Annotated in this window: 13 protein-coding genes; all 13 read right to left on the bottom strand. The window is 49.1% G+C overall.

The window, feature by feature from the left end:
• Positions 1-1,782 carry a cache domain-containing sensor histidine kinase gene (locus tag CZ379_RS22100; RefSeq protein ID WP_110933595.1) on the bottom strand — a complete coding sequence of 594 codons (1,782 nt, stop codon included), beginning with the start codon at positions 1,780-1,782 and terminating at the stop codon, positions 1-3.
• A gap of 313 nt (positions 1,783-2,095) precedes the next feature.
• Entirely contained in the window at positions 2,096-3,049 is a 954-nt protein-coding gene (locus CZ379_RS22105; RefSeq protein ID WP_110933596.1) for a 4-hydroxy-3-methylbut-2-enyl diphosphate reductase, read from the bottom strand.
• Positions 3,050-3,127: 78 nt separating this feature from the next.
• Positions 3,128-4,585: a sensor histidine kinase gene (locus CZ379_RS22110; RefSeq protein ID WP_110933597.1), complete on the bottom strand. Its 1,458-nt coding sequence runs from the start codon at positions 4,583-4,585 to the stop codon at positions 3,128-3,130.
• A 2-nt stretch (positions 4,586-4,587) separates the two neighbouring features.
• Entirely contained in the window at positions 4,588-5,277 is a 690-nt protein-coding gene (locus CZ379_RS22115; RefSeq protein WP_110933598.1) for a response regulator transcription factor, read from the bottom strand.
• Between the two features lie 186 nt (positions 5,278-5,463).
• Positions 5,464-7,089 (bottom strand): S1C family serine protease, encoded by a 1,626-nt coding sequence (locus CZ379_RS22120; protein WP_110933599.1) that lies wholly within the window; start codon positions 7,087-7,089, stop codon positions 5,464-5,466.
• Between the two features lie 154 nt (positions 7,090-7,243).
• Positions 7,244-7,903, bottom strand: coding sequence for a response regulator (locus tag CZ379_RS22125; protein WP_110933600.1), 660 nt, complete (start codon positions 7,901-7,903; stop codon positions 7,244-7,246).
• 14 nt (positions 7,904-7,917) lie between these two features.
• Positions 7,918-8,943: a sensor histidine kinase gene (locus CZ379_RS22130; protein ID WP_110933601.1), complete on the bottom strand. Its 1,026-nt coding sequence runs from the start codon at positions 8,941-8,943 to the stop codon at positions 7,918-7,920.
• Positions 8,944-8,945: 2 nt separating this feature from the next.
• The gene (gene liaF, locus CZ379_RS22135) at positions 8,946-9,887 is read right to left on the bottom strand and encodes a cell wall-active antibiotics response protein LiaF (protein WP_110933602.1); all 942 of its coding nucleotides are present in this window, start codon (positions 9,885-9,887) and stop codon (positions 8,946-8,948) included.
• A 203-nt stretch (positions 9,888-10,090) separates the two neighbouring features.
• Positions 10,091-10,246: a hypothetical protein gene (locus CZ379_RS26385; protein ID WP_199925734.1), complete on the bottom strand. Its 156-nt coding sequence runs from the start codon at positions 10,244-10,246 to the stop codon at positions 10,091-10,093.
• 105 nt (positions 10,247-10,351) lie between these two features.
• Entirely contained in the window at positions 10,352-11,041 is a 690-nt protein-coding gene (locus CZ379_RS22140) for a 3D domain-containing protein (protein ID WP_234404979.1), read from the bottom strand.
• A gap of 79 nt (positions 11,042-11,120) precedes the next feature.
• Entirely contained in the window at positions 11,121-13,058 is a 1,938-nt protein-coding gene (gene thrS, locus CZ379_RS22145; protein WP_110933603.1) for a threonine--tRNA ligase, read from the bottom strand.
• Positions 13,059-13,452: 394 nt separating this feature from the next.
• Entirely contained in the window at positions 13,453-14,364 is a 912-nt protein-coding gene (locus tag CZ379_RS22150) for a putative sporulation protein YtxC (protein ID WP_110933604.1), read from the bottom strand.
• Between the two features lie 128 nt (positions 14,365-14,492).
• Positions 14,493-15,629, bottom strand: coding sequence for a cyclic dehypoxanthinyl futalosine synthase (gene mqnC, locus CZ379_RS22155; RefSeq protein ID WP_110933605.1), 1,137 nt, complete (start codon positions 15,627-15,629; stop codon positions 14,493-14,495).
• Between the last annotated feature and the right edge of the window lie 110 nt (positions 15,630-15,739).

A 15,739-nucleotide genomic window follows, 5' to 3' on the forward strand; every position in this document is an offset into this window, starting at 1 on the left:
TCAAATCTCCTCTCTCACCGGTTTATAAGGTATCGTAATAATGACTGCCGTTCCCGGCTCCATTCGCTTGACCGTAAGGCCGTATTCTCTGCCAAACCATAGTCGTATGCGATCATTTACATTATTTATCCCAATATGGGCGCTATCGTCCTTCCGCTGGCCTTGAAGCAGGTCAGTAATTTGTTCCTCGGTTATCCCGACTCCGTTATCCATAATTTCAATGGATAGAGTACGGTCATCATCGAGCAGGCGCGCCTTTACTGTAATCAATAAGGTTCTTCTCAACCCGCGTGAAGCATGAAAAATAGCATTCTCCAGTACCGGCTGAAGCAGCATAGCCGGAATCCCCGCATCCTGAAGCTGTTCAGGGATATCCCATTCAACATCGAAAGTATTCGTATACCGTAAATCCATCAGCTTCTCATAATCCTGCAGTAAATCAATTTCTTTTGATAACGGCATTAGCTCATCATTCAGCTTTAAATAGGATTGCAGCAGTCGGTTTAACGAATGAATTAGCTTGGCGATTTGCGGAGACTGCTGCAAAATGGCCAGCATCCTTATAGAGTTCAATGTGTTATATAAGAAGTGAGGCTGTATTCGAACTCGAAGCGCGTAAAGCTCCGCCCTACGCTTCTGCCTTTCCTTTTCGGCGATCGACTGGATCAGCTCGTTTAGCCGCTTTACCATCCGTACATAGCTTAAATGAAGCTGGCCGATTTCATCATATCGGCTCGGCGCCTCCAGCACTTCGAATTTGCCGTTCTCCACATTGCGCATCGAACGGATCAAGCGCAGAATCGGCCGCGAAAGACTTTTGGCAAGCAGCCAGGATACGATTGCGGAGGCGAACATAAGCACGATGGCAATGACGACTGTATATTGGCGAATCGTACTCGTGCCTTGCAGAATATCCGCCTGATTTTTGCCCATGTAAATCGTCCAGCTTAAATATTTGTTCTGCCTGACAACACCGCTGTACTTCACATTTCGCTCATTCAGCTTACTGTCCGCGACCCATACCCCGTTCGCTCCTGCATCGAGGGAATGCTCCAACAAATGTACCGCTAGCTGCTCGTCCGAAGCATAAACAAGCTGGTGATCCGCATCTACTACCGTCACGACCGTGTCACGAAGCTGTGATGAGGTAATAATTTTCTCGATGAAATCGGGAGAAATATGGATCGCAATGACAGCAAGCGGCCGCATTTGCTCATCCAGCAGCATCCTGGATACCGTCACGGCTTGAAAAGCTTCTCCCTCGAATTGCTTTATTTCATGTACCCCCGAGACGACAAAGCCTCCTCTTCTCTCCAGAGCCTCCTGGTACCATTTCTCGTTCTTCACATCGAAATTTTTGTTCATGGATGAAGAGCCGCTAAGCCGATAGCCGCTAATTCTGCCATTCATCCCGTAGAGCACCATTCCTTTAATTGACGTATTGATCGAAGGATACGCGCTCATTAAGCGGATAAGCTGCTTCTGTGCATTGAGCTCAGCTGAGCCCCAGTTTTCCTCAGGTATGTAAGGCTGATTAAAAATTGTAAACGCTTCCGGCATATAGTAGGGTAAAATGCTAAAGCGATCAAAATCACTGATTTGTTTCTCGATCGCTGTGATCAATTGACCCGCAATAATCTGAAGATCCTGCTCCGTCTGTTGCATTAGCGTTTCCGAAGACTTTTTATAAGCGATCGTTCCTAATAAAAATACAGGCAAGCTGCTGACGATAATCAATACGATGAACAATTTACGATGATAAGATAGCCGCTTCCAAAGCATAGCCCCGAGCCCCCATGATGTCGTTGTCTTTTATTTAAGTCTAATCGGGTTTGAGCGCATATTCCATCTGCAAAATTTGTTTTTTTCACCCGTTTTATGTATTGGAGATGCCATCTCAAAATTGCAATAGATCAATAATGCTTTTTACAACACTTTTATTTCCTCTTGAGCGAATTTTCTAGACTCAGCCAAAATATCTTGCTTGCATTCCACTCTTTAGTTCAACTTCTTATAGAGATTAAAAAAAAGCCGTCTCAATAGCGGCAGCAAAGCGCTTCGCTATTGAGACGGCTTCTATGAATCGTACAAAATATTAAGATTTCTTTGCTCCGATCTTGACCGGAGGCAGCAGCTTCTGCATATTGACGGTACGAACGATTTCCCAGGTGCCCGGGTTCGCCGGATCATATTGCTCCAGATAAGCGATAACCTCTTTCGTAATCGGTGTCGGTGTGGAGGCGCCTGAGGTGACGGCGACTTTGCCGACTCCCTCCAGCCATTCGCGTTTCAACTCGGTTACGTCGGAAATCCGGTAAGCCGTGACCCCGGCAATTTCTTCTGATACCTGGGCCAGACGATTGGAGTTATTGCTGCGCGGATCGCCTACAACGATAACGAGATCCGCCTGTCCTGCCTGCTCGGCAACAGCCTCTTGCCTTACTTGCGTTGCCAAGCATATTTCATTATGAACCTCTGCGCCGGGGAACTTCTCCAGCAGCTTCTTCATAATATGCTTAATGTCCCATTGGCTCATCGTCGTCTGATTCGTAATGACGATCCGCTCCGCATCAATCTTCAGGGAATCGATTTCCTCCTCCATCTCGATCAAGTGAACACGATCAGGCGCAACCCCGATGGCTCCTTCCGGCTCAGGATGCCCCTTCTTCCCGATATAAATAATTTCGTAGCCATCTGCTACCTTCTCCTGTATGAGAACATGCGTCTTGGTTACGTCCGGGCATGTCGCGTCTACGGTAGTCAGGCCCTTGTCGCGAGCGATTTTGCGCACCTCTGGAGATACGCCATGCGCGGTAAATATGACCGTACCGCTCTCCACTTGACTTAATATATCCAGACGGTTAGGCCCGTCAAGTGTAATGATCCCTTCATCCTCGAAGGACTCGGTCACATGGCTGTTATGAACAATCATCCCCAATATATATATCGGCCGCGGCAAATCGAGATTTTTGGCGGCTTGCCTCGCAAGCACCATCGCATCGACAACGCCATAACAATAACCGCGCGGCGAAATTTTGATCACTTCCATGATTTGCACCCCCGCTTTCTTGTTCCCCAATATCCAAATCCATATCCTGTTTTGAAGGGTAACATTCTTTATTATAGCCTATTCTTGCTGCTCGTTAAAGGCAACGGGGAGCCAGATCACGAAAGTCGTCCCTTCTCCGCGCCGGGTAATCACTTCGACCGAGCCTTGATGCTCATCGATAATCCATTTAGCAATGGACAAGCCGAGGCCGGTTCCCTGAGTCACCCCCCGGGATGGATCCGCCCGGTAGAAGCGTTCGAAAATTTGCGGAATTTCGCTGCGATCCATGCCAATGCCGCTATCCTTGATCCGTATCCCCACTTGATCGCCTGACTTAATCGCATCGATGCTAACCTGACCTTCCGGGGTATACTTAAAGGCATTCTCAATAAAAATAAACAGCATTTGCTGCAAATAATCCTTGTTGCCAACGATGCAAGCATCCTGAATAACGGATAGATCTCCTTGTAGCCACAATGCTTTGCGCGGTAGGAAATTAGCTCGCCGTACAACTTCCTCTACAATCGGCCCTAGCAGCTGCGGCTCCTTAGCGATCGTCTGGCCGGCATCCGCGCGAGCGAGGGACAGCATATCATTGATCAGTCGGCTCATTCGCTCCGATTCATCCGCAATATCGCTGACGGCCTCCAGAGAGAACTTTCGCAGCTGCCCCTCATTCATGACTGCCGGCTCTGTACTCTCCCGAACCCAGATTTTCTTCAGCAGATCGACATTGCCGCGGATCGTTGTCAGCGGAGTCCTCAGCTCATGCGACGCATCCGATACGAAACGCCGCTGGTTCGCGTAGGCCTCATCCAGCTCCTTATAGAACCCCTCCGTTCGAGCCAGCATATTGTTTACGGTACCGATCAGCCTGCCGATCTCGTCGCTGGGACCGTCATATTCGATGCGAACGCTTAAATCCGTCCCCTTCTGAATCCCGTTGGCCGCCTCGATGACCTTGCCGATCGGCGCCATCGATTGCCGGGCCAGGAACAATCCGAACGTGCTCGCCACGGCGATCGTAATGAATGACCCGAACAGGAGCACCGTCTTGAGCTGGCCCATGATCCGATTCTCCGCATTGGTGTCCGCGGCAAGCTGGAGCAGACCGACGGTCGTATTTCCATAGACAAGCTGTCTCTCGTACAACATATAAGAATTTCCGTTGATCGTTATGTTCTGAAAGACGCCTTTTTTTCCAATCTGATCAATGTCCGGCACTGGAAACACCATCTCCCGGTTCAGCATGCCTTCGGAAATGCGTGTCGTATTTTTGACATAATTGTTCAGCTGCCAGAAGATGCGGGCATCCTCGAGACGCAGGATTTGGCTCCGATCCATTTGCAGATCCAGTCCCTGGGAGAGGCTCACGTTCTGGGCTTTTTCGATCTGAGCGGCGTGCTCTTCGACTCTTTTCTTCACTTCAAAAAAAATGTTGTACCGTACTATTCCATATATCGATGCGCCAAACATAATGAGAGTGATCGCCAATATCCCTGTATACCAAGCTGTTAGACGTAGCCGAATCGACATGCCTAGGAATCACCTCTCAGAATGTAACCGGCCCCGCGTATCGTCTGAATGAGACGCTTCCCTCCATGCTCCTCCGTCTTCTGCCTGAGCATGGCAATGTATACTTCAAGCACGTTCGACTCGCCGCTGTAATCGTACCCCCAAATTTTGTCCATAATAAGATCCCGGGTCAGCAGGCGTTTCGGATTTTGCATAAATAAATGCAGCAGCTCGAACTCCTTGGCGGTTAATTCCAACCGCTGGCCAGCCCGCAGCACTTCGCGGGAGTCCAAATCCATAATGATGTCTTCGAAGATAAGTCTGTTGCTGCCCTCTCCTCCCGAGGACTCCTTGCGGCGCAGCAAGGCGCGCACCCGAGCCAACAACTCCTCCAGCGCAAACGGCTTCACCAAATAATCGTCGGCCCCGGTATCCAGCCCCTTGACCCGATTCTCGACCTCGTCTTTAGCCGTCAACATAAGCACGGGAACCGTGCTGCCCCCTTCCCGGAGCCTGCGGCATACCTCGAATCCATCCAGCTTCGGCATCATCACGTCTAGGATGATCAAATCAGGATCAGCGGTCAGCATCATCGATAGACCTTCCATCCCGTCATTCGCCGTATATACGTCATATCCTTCAAATGCTAAGCCCCGGCGGAGCATGGATGTAATTTTCTCATCATCGTCGATTACCAAAATTCCCGATCTCACGGCCATCTCTCCTTTATTAAGCCGCCCTACTTCAGTTCGCAGCTTGTCCCCTTATTGTTACTTATATTGTACAACAGAAACCGCTTTGTTTCCGCTTAGGCCATAGCATTAAGAAACGGCAGGGCATAGCAGCCGTGCCGTCTCTCTTTACTTCTGATTTATTTGTGAAAAACGGAAGCTCCAGCGTTATTGTTGAATGTTGGGAAACTCATTCTTGTCGCCAATCGTTACTTTGAGATCGATGCTCTTTCCATCTCGTACGACATTGAAAGTAACGACTGTACCGACGCTTTGCTGCTGAATATAGGCGATAAGATCTTCTTTGGTCACAAATTTCTTGCCGTCTGCTCCAGTAATGATATCGTACGGGCGGAGATCCGCATTATATGCCGGAGATTTGAAGACGATATCCGAGACAACGGAGCCTTCGTTCACATCGGTCCCCATCTCTTTTGCCACTTCGTCTGTCATCGTCATCAGCGTTGCCCCGATAAACGGCACCGGCTTCTTAGGTATTTCCTCATTGTTTTTCAACTTATCCAGCACTTCCGTAACGGTAGATGTCGGAATCGCAAATCCGATCCCTTGGGCATCGGAGCTAACCGCTACGTTAATTCCCACAACTTCCCCGTTCAGGTTAAGCAGCGGGCCGCCGGAGTTCCCCGGGTTAATCGATGCATCGGTTTGCAGCAAATGCTCATATTCCCGATCTTTCTCGCCGTTCTCACCCGCGATCCGAATGCCGCCTCTTTCCTTGGCGCTAAGCACACCGGCCGTGACTGTATGGTCAAAGCCCTGCGGGTTGCCAATCGCTACAAGCCACTCGCCTACTTGCGTATTATCGGAGTTGCCCAGCGGAATGGAAGGGAAATTATCACTGCCCTCAATCTTTAGTACGGCAAGGTCAAGTTCATAGCTCGTGCCAAGCACCTTGGCTTCAAAGGGCTTCTCACTATCTTGAAGCGTAACTTGAACGATATCGGCATTATGCACCACATGCTCGTTCGTCAGGATGTAACCTGTTTTATCGAATATAAAACCGGATCCGATTCCAGTTGGTACCAGCTGATTCGAGTTGGAAGAGCTGCCGCCGTTGTTTCCGCTATTATTTCCGTAAAGATCGTCCCCAAAAAAGAATCGATAGAACGGATCATTGCTTTGACTGCGCTGGCTCTGTCTTCCGGCCTTGACCAGTGTCTCAATCTTTACGACGGCTGGACTAGCCTGCTGAACAACGCTCGTTACATCTCCGGGATTCGTCATCGGGAAGACCGCTGTAGATGTCTTCGTAGACGCCCCTCCGTCTCCTGCCGCCGTCTTAGAATCCGGCGTAGCAGCGGCTGGAACGTTGGCGACCGTGTCCGGCGTAAAAAGGTTGGTTCGATCCGCGAACACCATGGCTCCGGTTAAGATCAGCATTCCTGCCAACATTCCGGCAAGTACGGACTTGAAGGACGATCGTTTCGGCCGCTCATTGTACTGCCAATTGGCATTCCTGGAGGACGGCGATGCCGGTGCCCCCGTATTTCCTCCGCCAAATGCGCCCCGCGGGCTATCCGACGTAGAATACCCGGTAAAAGAGGATGTAGGAATCGGCTTCACTGGCTGAGGCTTCGTAATTTCAACTTCCTCGGGCTGACGGCGATCATAGGAATCGCTTTGACGAGACTCCTCGCCGCTTTTGCCATAGGATTGAAAAGGCCCATATGAATAGTAATATGAAGAAGACGAGCTCGACTCTGGAGTTTGCTGCGGCTTATCGTTCCCGTTCTCTCCAAAGCCTTGACCCGGTTTGTTTTTTTGATCATCCATGGTGAAATACCTCCTTCCCCCAGTCATGCAGGGGTTCTTGTTTACTTGTTCTTATTTTGTACTATAAACCTTAAACGTACCTTAAAAACAATTAAAAAGGAGATAAAAGCCAAACACAACCTATATCATACTGCAGTATCGCGATCAAGCCATGCTAAGATCCCGGTACCCAGCCTTGGCGATGCGCGTATATCGCTAGCTGCGTCCGGTCTTCCAGCTCGCATTTCATCAGCAAATTGCTGACATGGGTTTTGACCGTCTTTATGCTGATATGCAGCTCCTCAGCGATATCTTTGTTGTTCTTGCCCTCGGCAATCAGCAGCAGCACTTCCTTCTCCCGCTCGGTCATTCCGGAGTTATCCCCTTGTACGGTACGCTGGCGCAGGCCGCGCGTCAACGCCTGGGCCACATCCCCGGTCATAACGGGCATGCCGCGATAGGCTCCCTGCAGTGCATAAATCAGCTCCGCTGCCGAAACGGTCTTCAGCACGTAGCTGACCGCTCCTGATTCAATGGCCTGAACTACGAGGTCGTCCTCTAGGAAGCTGGTAAGTATGACGATTTTCAAGTCAGGGTACCGGCTCAGTACCTCCTTCGTTGCCTCCGCCCCATTCATAACGGGCATCATCAGATCCATCAGGACGATGTCCGGCAGCCCGCCTTCGATGCCTTGGTCGAGCAGCTTCACGACCTGATCTCCGTCACTGGCCTCGGCCACGACCTCAAAACCAGGGTCAAGCATTAAATATGTTTTGAGGCCCATACGCACCATATCGTGATCATCTACAATCATCACTCTGATTCTCTCACTCATTTGCGTTCTCCCTTCTATTCATCTTCGAACTTCGGAATATGAACGCGAATCGTCGTACCTGCCCCGGGCTTGCTAATGATTTCGACATTGCCGCCCAGCTTCTCCGCGCGTTCCTTCATCGTTGTTAATCCATAGGAGCCTTGCTTCTGCACTCCATTGCTGAAGCCCTGTCCATCATCGCTAATGCTCAGTACAACTTGCCGCGGTCCTTCCCTTAACGACAGACTGACCAGCTTCGCCCCGGAATGCTTGACGATATTCGCCATCGCCTCTTGTACGATTAAGAACAACTGATGCTCCTTGGCTTCAGATATATCGCCCTGAAGATCCATATCCTTCATTCCCCTAAGACCGTTCTGGCGGCAATAATCGGGGAACCACTGATCCAGCGCCTCGGCCAGCGTCTTGCCCACCAGTTCCATTGGCCGCAGCTGGGCAATGAGCGCGCGCATCTGCTTCTGAGCCATGTTGGACATTTGGATTAATTGCTCAAGTACAACCTGGGCCTTAGCTTCGTTCATTTCCAGTACTTTCGGCAAAGAAGAGGCGGCCATATGTATGGCAAATAACTGCTGGCTTACCGTATCATGCAAATCACGCGCAAGCCTTCTGCGTTCCTCAAGCACCGCCTTCTCTGCGGCCTGTTCCTTCTCGATCACTTCCTGCTCGCCAAACTGCTGCAGCAGCTTCATTTTCTTCTCAACAGCCTCTGTCATATTGTTAAATTCCTGATAAACCCCCGAAAATGTCTGATCTACCGTATCCGGCATGCGTACGGATAAATTCCCTTTCGCCACCTGGAGCATGTTTAAATGCAGCGAATCAAGACGTCGCTGAATCCGCTGCCCGGCAATATATCCGATGATAAGTGTAAACACGAGAATCCCCGCGATGATATAAATCCATACCCGAGGATCAATGACAATGACGGCTCCAAAGATCGAGCCGACGTACAGAGCCACTGCCGTCAGACTTCCCGTCAACAGGAAGAAGAGCAGCAGCTCCCATTTTGTATTTTTTAATATACGCTGCACGATCATAATCAGCCCACCATATTCACTTTTACGTCGCCGACAAACACGCTGACGACCAGTTTGATCCGCTTGCCAGCTTCGCCGTAATGCGGCGACTGTGCATTTACATTGCTCAAGAAGCCTCCACGCTTCTGCGACAACACCTTCAAATCGCCGATGAGCGCGCTTGAGGTTGCCGTGATGCCGATGTCCATATCCTCAGGTATAAACACCTTCACGTCGCCGATGAATGCGGAGACCGTAATCTTCGTCTCTCCGTAGGGAATTTGCGCTTTCGTCAAATCGATAATGGTGTCCCCGATAAAATGGGATATATTCATTGGCTGCAGCTGAAAATAATCTTGTCCGAGATGAACATCCCCGATGAACCCGGCCTTCGTAAGAACTTCCCGTTTCCCAGTGTTAGTGCCTTGTTGGAACTTGCCGTAGTTCATGTTATCTCCGTACTGTTTTTCCTCCTGATCCGCTCCCGTCTTGGTCGTCGTTCCAAAGATTTTATCGAGCGGCGACTCCATCTCAGGGTGGAAAGCTGGATCGATCGGAGCCTCGAACGGATTATCAACCGGTGGCGGCGGCGTCCTGGGCAGCTCCTCCTTATTTCGCGATCTGTCACGCGGCTTAAACAGAATTGACAGGCCAGCGATAATGAGCATAACCGGTATAAACATTTTAAAGAAATCCGAAGGGCTGATATGCAGATAGCCTAAATTTTTGCCTAGAAAGAACAGGCCTAATGCAATTAAGACTAGACTCCAAATGAAATTTGAATCTCCACGTTCTCTATTCACAAGAGTTAATATTCCGGCCAAAATCATAAATACGGGCCAATAGGTCGAAAATAAATATCCGATACTAATATCGGTGAAGCCGAGCTGATTCAATAAAAAAACGACACCGATCGCAATAAGCACGAATCCTCCAATAATTCTGCCTGACATTCCGTTCTTCATTTTCTAATCCCTCCATCATATGAAGCACGAGCTTTAATCTGATTTTAGTGTACAACATCCTGCAAGGAAGGAACAGCGACGAGAGGTTGAAAGTCAGCTCGGTCCCGAGACCGAGATGGTTCCTATTATTGGATGGTTTGAAATAAACTCCTGAATCATCCAAAACAAAAAGAGCGTCCTGTGGCAGGACGCTCTTTCCAACATTATTTTCCGCTTTGAGAGCTTGGATTAGAAGCTGCATTTCGGGAAGCTTTCGCTTTTTGAGCAATCGTTGCATTGTTCTCTTCAGCGAATTCAGCATTGTATTTTTCATTTGGTGTTTTGTAGCCTGGAGAAACTGCCTTTTTTTGATTTGCCATTTTATTTCACCTCCCTTAGCCCTGTCACATACATGGAAATGCAGTGACTGCATGGATGCATTTCGTATTATGCAACCTGGGGAGTGAAATTATACAAATCACAAATCATATTGCCCTATCCCAAAAATCCTCCGGAATTTCCTTATTGACCTCCAGCGCTTTGCCTAGCTCACGGAACATGTCCTCCGTCAGCTTTCCCGATCCTTTACGAATCACTTGAACCTCTACTTCCTTTTTGCCCCATTCTTTGAAGACCTGCTTAGTGGTTTTAAAGTACAGGTCGATTTTGTTTCCTTTAATGGCCGAGCCTTTATCAGCTACAACACCATAACCGTATCCGGGTATATACAAAATCGTCCCGAGTGGAAACACCTTTAAGTCGGCTGCAATGGTAGAAATGGTGTCTTTGTCTCTTCGCACCTTTACTCCGGAATAAGTAATCCCATATCCCGGATGGTTAGGGCGTTTACCTGTAGACTCATAACCGGCGGTATAACCGGTTGCGACTACTTTTACTGTCTCAAACTGGGCTTTAGTAGCCTTTTCTTCAGCATTGGCTCTTTTAGCTTGCTCGTGGTTTGTCGATGAGCTTGAAATATATATCGGCTTAGGAACTACTCCCTGCCGAGCTAATACAGCGGTCGTTTTGAACGTATTCATCGCCGCGACTTGTTTGAATTCATGTTGCCGTGCCGGATTGGCATATATCGTATTATCCTTACTCAACAAAACTACAAGCATGAATATTAGCGTAATACACATACCAAGTCGTTCCCAAAAAATAGTTTGGCGCATGTGACAATCTCCTCCCTTATTCCAGAGGATGTCCACATGCGCCAAAGTTTATACCTTCGCCATTGCTTCGGTTATTTCCTTAAATCTTATGATTTTGAATGTCGTTTTGCAGCAAGGAAACTACTTCTTCCAACGATTTCGCACCAAGATCGCCTTCGCCGCGCTTGCGCACGGAGACGGTTCCCTCTCTTTGCTCATTTTCGCCGACAACGAACATATATGGTATCTTCTCCAGCTGAGCTTCACGGATCTTATAGCCTAGCTTCTCGTTGCGAAGATCGCTTTCGGCGCGGATTCTGCCAGCGAGCAGCTTCTCTTCTACTTCACGCGCATAATCTTCAAAAGCCCCGGAAACAGGAATGACTTTCGCTTGAACAGGAGCCAGCCAGAGCGGCAGATTGCCAGCAAAATTCTCCAGCAGGAAGGCCGTAAAGCGTTCCATCGTGCCGAGGATTCCGCGATGAAGCACGACCGGACGATGCTTAGCGCCGTCATCCCCTACATATTCGAGCTCGAAGCGCTCTGGAAGCAGGAAGTCGATTTGCACAGTGGACAGCGTCTCTTCCTTGCCGAGCGCAGTTTTAATTTGCACGTCCAGCTTTGGTCCGTAGAATGCCGCTTCGCCTTCGGCTTCGAAGAATGGAAGACCTTCTTCCTCGACAACTTCACGCAGCATGCGCTGAGCTGTATTCCACATTTCATCATTTTGGAAGTACTTCTCTGTATCTTCCGGATCACGATAGGACAAGCGGAACCGGTAATCGTTAATTCCGAAATCTTTATACACTTGCGCGATTAAAGCGAGCACTCGCTTGAACTCGTCCTTAATCTGATCCAGACGGCAGAAGATATGAGCATCATTCAGCGTCATCGCACGAACGCGATGCAGACCAGTCAGCGCCCCGGACATTTCGTAACGATGCTGCAGGCCGAGCTCAGCGATCCGAATCGGCAGATCGCGATAGCTGTGCATCTCACTCTTATATACCATCATATGGTGCGGGCAGTTCATCGGCCGGAGTACAAGCTCCTCGTTATCCATCACCATGCTCGGGAACATATCCTCCTGATAATGCTCCCAGTGTCCGGAGGTTTTATATAATTCCACATTGCCTAGAGCAGGAGTGTAGACATGCTGATACCCAAGGCGTTCTTCAATATCTACAATGTATCTTTCCAGCGTACGGCGCAAGGTAGCGCCCTTTGGCAGCCAAATCGGCAGGCCCTGACCAACGAGATTCGAGAAAGTGAAGACGCTCAGCTCTTTGCCAAGCTTACGGTGATCGCGCTTCTTAGCTTCCTCTAGCAAATGCAAATGCTCATCCAGCTCGGCTTTTTTGAAGAAAGCCGTGCCGTAAATACGCTGCAGCATTTTATTGTCGCTGTTCCCGCGCCAGTAGGCACCCGCTACGCTCAGCAGCTTGAAAACCTTGATTTTGCCTGTAGAAGGCACGTGCGGACCGCGGCAGAGGTCGAAAAATTCACCCTGATCGTAAATGGACAGCACGCTGTCCTCAGGCAAGTCGCGAATCAGCTCTAATTTATACGGATCGCCCAGCTCAGTAAAGATCGCTACCGCTTCATCCCGGCTTACTTCTCGGCGGGTAATCGGCAGGTTCTCGCCGATAATCCGTTCCATTTCCTTCTCAATCTTCTGCAAATCCTCCGGATTGATCGGATGCTCCAAATCCATGTCATAGTAGAAGCCATCCTCGATGACCGGGCCGATGCCCAGCTTAACTTCCTTGTTGCCATACAAACGCTTGGCCGCCTGGGCCATGAGGTGAGCCGTACTATGCCGCATAATTTCAAGACCGTCCTTGGAGTCCGGCGTGATGATTTCAACAGCTGCTCCATCCGTAAGCTGCGTTCTCAAATCCACAGCTGCTCCGTTAATTTTCCCTGCAAGCGCATTTTTGCGCAAGCCGCTGCTAATCGATGCAGCTACATCCTCCAAAGTACTTCCGTCTGCATACTCCCGAACCGAGCCGTCCGGTAAAGAAATTGATACTGCCACTTCTTGTTCCTCCCTTATTATCGTCATTCATGGCCGGGAGCGGACAAACAAAAAACGCCCGTCCCGGAAAGGGACGAGCGTTATATACCCGTGGTTCCACCCTCATTCGACTGTTCAAGGCTGCAGGACACAGCCATGGAAAAGTCCTTGTTTAGGCATTATGTAACGGTAATGAACCGGCATTCCTTAATTTCTGAGCCGTAAATGCTAAGAGTTCGGGAACACAGCTACAAAGGGGTAAACCAAAACCGACTCTGAAGGGAATTCCAGCCTGCGTTCCCTCTCTCTGTATCGTTCGACTTTCTGGTTCATGTCTTTGTCAACGCTTTTCACTTGAATATTTGTAATTATAATGCTATCCACATATATCGTCAAGAACCCCACGCCCCGTAAACTATGTTACCAAGTCGCGCTGTCTCGTTCCTTGATGGAATTCCTTGCATTGCGGGCAACGCAAGCATAGCTGTACCCGCTCGCCGAAAATGCGCCGGATCGTCGTAATCGCCAAGGCTTCCGGATCCCGGGTATGAAGCAGTATCCGCTCCGGAGACAAGGAAATCAGCGTACTAACGATGACATCCTCCATCTGCAATTCCTGGTCAGCCATCCGCATGACCACATCGCCTGAGGAAGCTTCTATCTGTTTCAGCCTTTCGTTTAGGATGATAAATTCACTGCCACGCTTATGCATGACGTGAATAAACGGAGTTAGCGGCTCTTGAAAATACACGAAGTACTGCAGCAGTTCGATAAAATCCTCATACTGCTTATCCAGCAAGAATTCCTCCACCGCATAATCGACCATTTCCCGCAGCTTCATTCCGTAATTTTGCAGCCTAAACGTAATAAAGCCGTCAAGATCCAGAGTGCGCTGTTGTCCTTCAATCATTTCATGAAAAGCCGTTTCTATAAGCATCAGACGTGCTTTTCTGGCCTCGGCCTGTCCTTCCTCCATGCCCAGAAATTTGTGGCAAATCGCTTCAACGGCCTGTTTCTCGCTTTCATTGAGTTCATAATCCTTCGTTAAGATTTTGCGAATGATTCCCGGCTCTCTGACATCGACAACATACTCCGCGACAACGAGGGCGATATCATCCATGATCTTGCTGTTACGCTCCTCGGATTGAGCTCCCTTCTTGGGACGAAGGCTCATACTCCATTCTACTCTTGAATGTTTGGGCATATATACAAAATCGGATTTTACGCTCGCCTTATGTAAACTCTTGGTTAGCCGCTTCATATAATTGCCGAATTGATTGGCTAACACGGCGGATCCGACATTCGTGCCAATCGTAAAAAAATCCATGAACTCGCCCCTTTCCGCTTCCTTCTCAAAGTATATGGTGAGAAGGAAGCAGATATACGGGGCGGGTCATGGAAACATCCACAGCTATTCCTTAGTTTTGACAGTTTACCTTTTGATCACGAAGTATATTAGTTCTGCATGACGAAGTCTTTCTCGACCTGGCTGCCTTGATCAAACACGCGCAAAATTTCATATTTCGTATTCCGCTGAGCAGGGATTTTGCCGGCCTCGCGAATGATGGACAGTATGGATTCAATATTGACTTTGTACGTTGCGCCTGCGGAAGAGACGACGTTCTCTTCAATCATTGTACTGCCGAAATCGTTGCAGCCGTATTGAAGCGACAGCTTGCCGATTTCAGGCCCCATGGTCACCCAGGATGATTGAATGTTCTTAATGTTGTCCAGCACAATTCGGCTGATCGCCACGGTCTTCAAATATTCCCGTGGAGTCTGTCTTTCCCGCTTCAAATTTGTATTATCCGGCTGGAACGTCCACGGAATGAAGGCGAGGAAGCCCTCGGAATCATAGCCGTTCTGTAGGCATTCGTCCTGAGCATCCCGGACACGCATCAGATGCAGCGCGCGCTCCTCCATCGATTCGCCAAAACCGATAACCATTGTGGCGGTCGTGTTCATGCCGACACGATGGGCCGTCTGCATGACGTCCATCCAGTCTCTCCAGGATCCCTTCAGGCGGCTGATTTTGCGACGCGTTCGGTCATCGAGAATCTCTGCTCCCCCGCCCGGCAAGGAATCAAGACCAGCTTCGTGAATTTGCCGCACAACCTCTTCCAGAGACAAGCCGTCCGATACTTCCTTCATCTTCAAAATCTCTGCCGGTGAGAAAGAGTGCATCGTGATCTCCGGGAATCTTTGCTTGATCGCCTTAAGCAAATCCGTATAATAGCTGAACGACAAATTCGGATTCGTGCCGCCCTGCATTAATATTTCGGTACCGCCTACATCGATGGTCTCTTGAATTTTCTGAAAAATGACCTCGTCTGGCAGCACATAGCCTTCTTCTGAGCCCGGTCTACGGTAAAAGGCACAAAACCGGCAGTATACATCACACACGTTCGTATAGTTGACGTTCCGCCCGATGACGAAGGTCGAGATCGGCTCGGGATGCATCCGTTCCATCACGACGTTAGCCACGTGCCCCATTTTCTCTACTTCATCCGATTCAAATAAAGCGATCGTATCCTCCAGGTTAAGACGTTCTCCTCGGAGCGCTTTGTCTAGTATGTCGTCAATTGCAGTCATGGGCTGCCTCCCCTTTTCCCTAAAAATGATCTTTGAGCTCTATCTCACTTGCCCTGATTTAAATATCTAATATTTTGAAATTAAATAGCACGGTTTTATCGTAACATAAT

The organism is Paenibacillus bouchesdurhonensis (genome assembly GCF_900155685.1).
Lineage (GTDB): Bacteria > Bacillota > Bacilli > Paenibacillales > Paenibacillaceae > Fontibacillus > Fontibacillus bouchesdurhonensis.

Coding starts and splice junctions, on each gene's coding strand:
- CZ379_RS22150 (WP_110933604.1), bottom strand. CDS start 14,364: ATGGATTTTTTTACGATTGGCACGAATGTCGGATCCGCCGTGTTAGCC.
- CZ379_RS22100 (WP_110933595.1), bottom strand. CDS start 1,782: ATGCTTTGGAAGCGGCTATCTTATCATCGTAAATTGTTCATCGTATTG.
- CZ379_RS22125 (WP_110933600.1), bottom strand. CDS start 7,903: ATGAGTGAGAGAATCAGAGTGATGATTGTAGATGATCACGATATGGTG.
- CZ379_RS26385 (WP_199925734.1), bottom strand. CDS start 10,246: ATGGCAAATCAAAAAAAGGCAGTTTCTCCAGGCTACAAAACACCAAAT.
- CZ379_RS22120 (WP_110933599.1), bottom strand. CDS start 7,089: ATGGATGATCAAAAAAACAAACCGGGTCAAGGCTTTGGAGAGAACGGG.
- CZ379_RS22130 (WP_110933601.1), bottom strand. CDS start 8,943: ATGATCGTGCAGCGTATATTAAAAAATACAAAATGGGAGCTGCTGCTC.
- liaF (WP_110933602.1), bottom strand. CDS start 9,887: ATGAAGAACGGAATGTCAGGCAGAATTATTGGAGGATTCGTGCTTATT.
- CZ379_RS22140 (WP_234404979.1), bottom strand. CDS start 11,041: ATGCGCCAAACTATTTTTTGGGAACGACTTGGTATGTGTATTACGCTA.
- CZ379_RS22105 (WP_110933596.1), bottom strand. CDS start 3,049: ATGGAAGTGATCAAAATTTCGCCGCGCGGTTATTGTTATGGCGTTGTC.
- mqnC (WP_110933605.1), bottom strand. CDS start 15,629: ATGACTGCAATTGACGACATACTAGACAAAGCGCTCCGAGGAGAACGT.
- CZ379_RS22110 (WP_110933597.1), bottom strand. CDS start 4,585: ATGTCGATTCGGCTACGTCTAACAGCTTGGTATACAGGGATATTGGCG.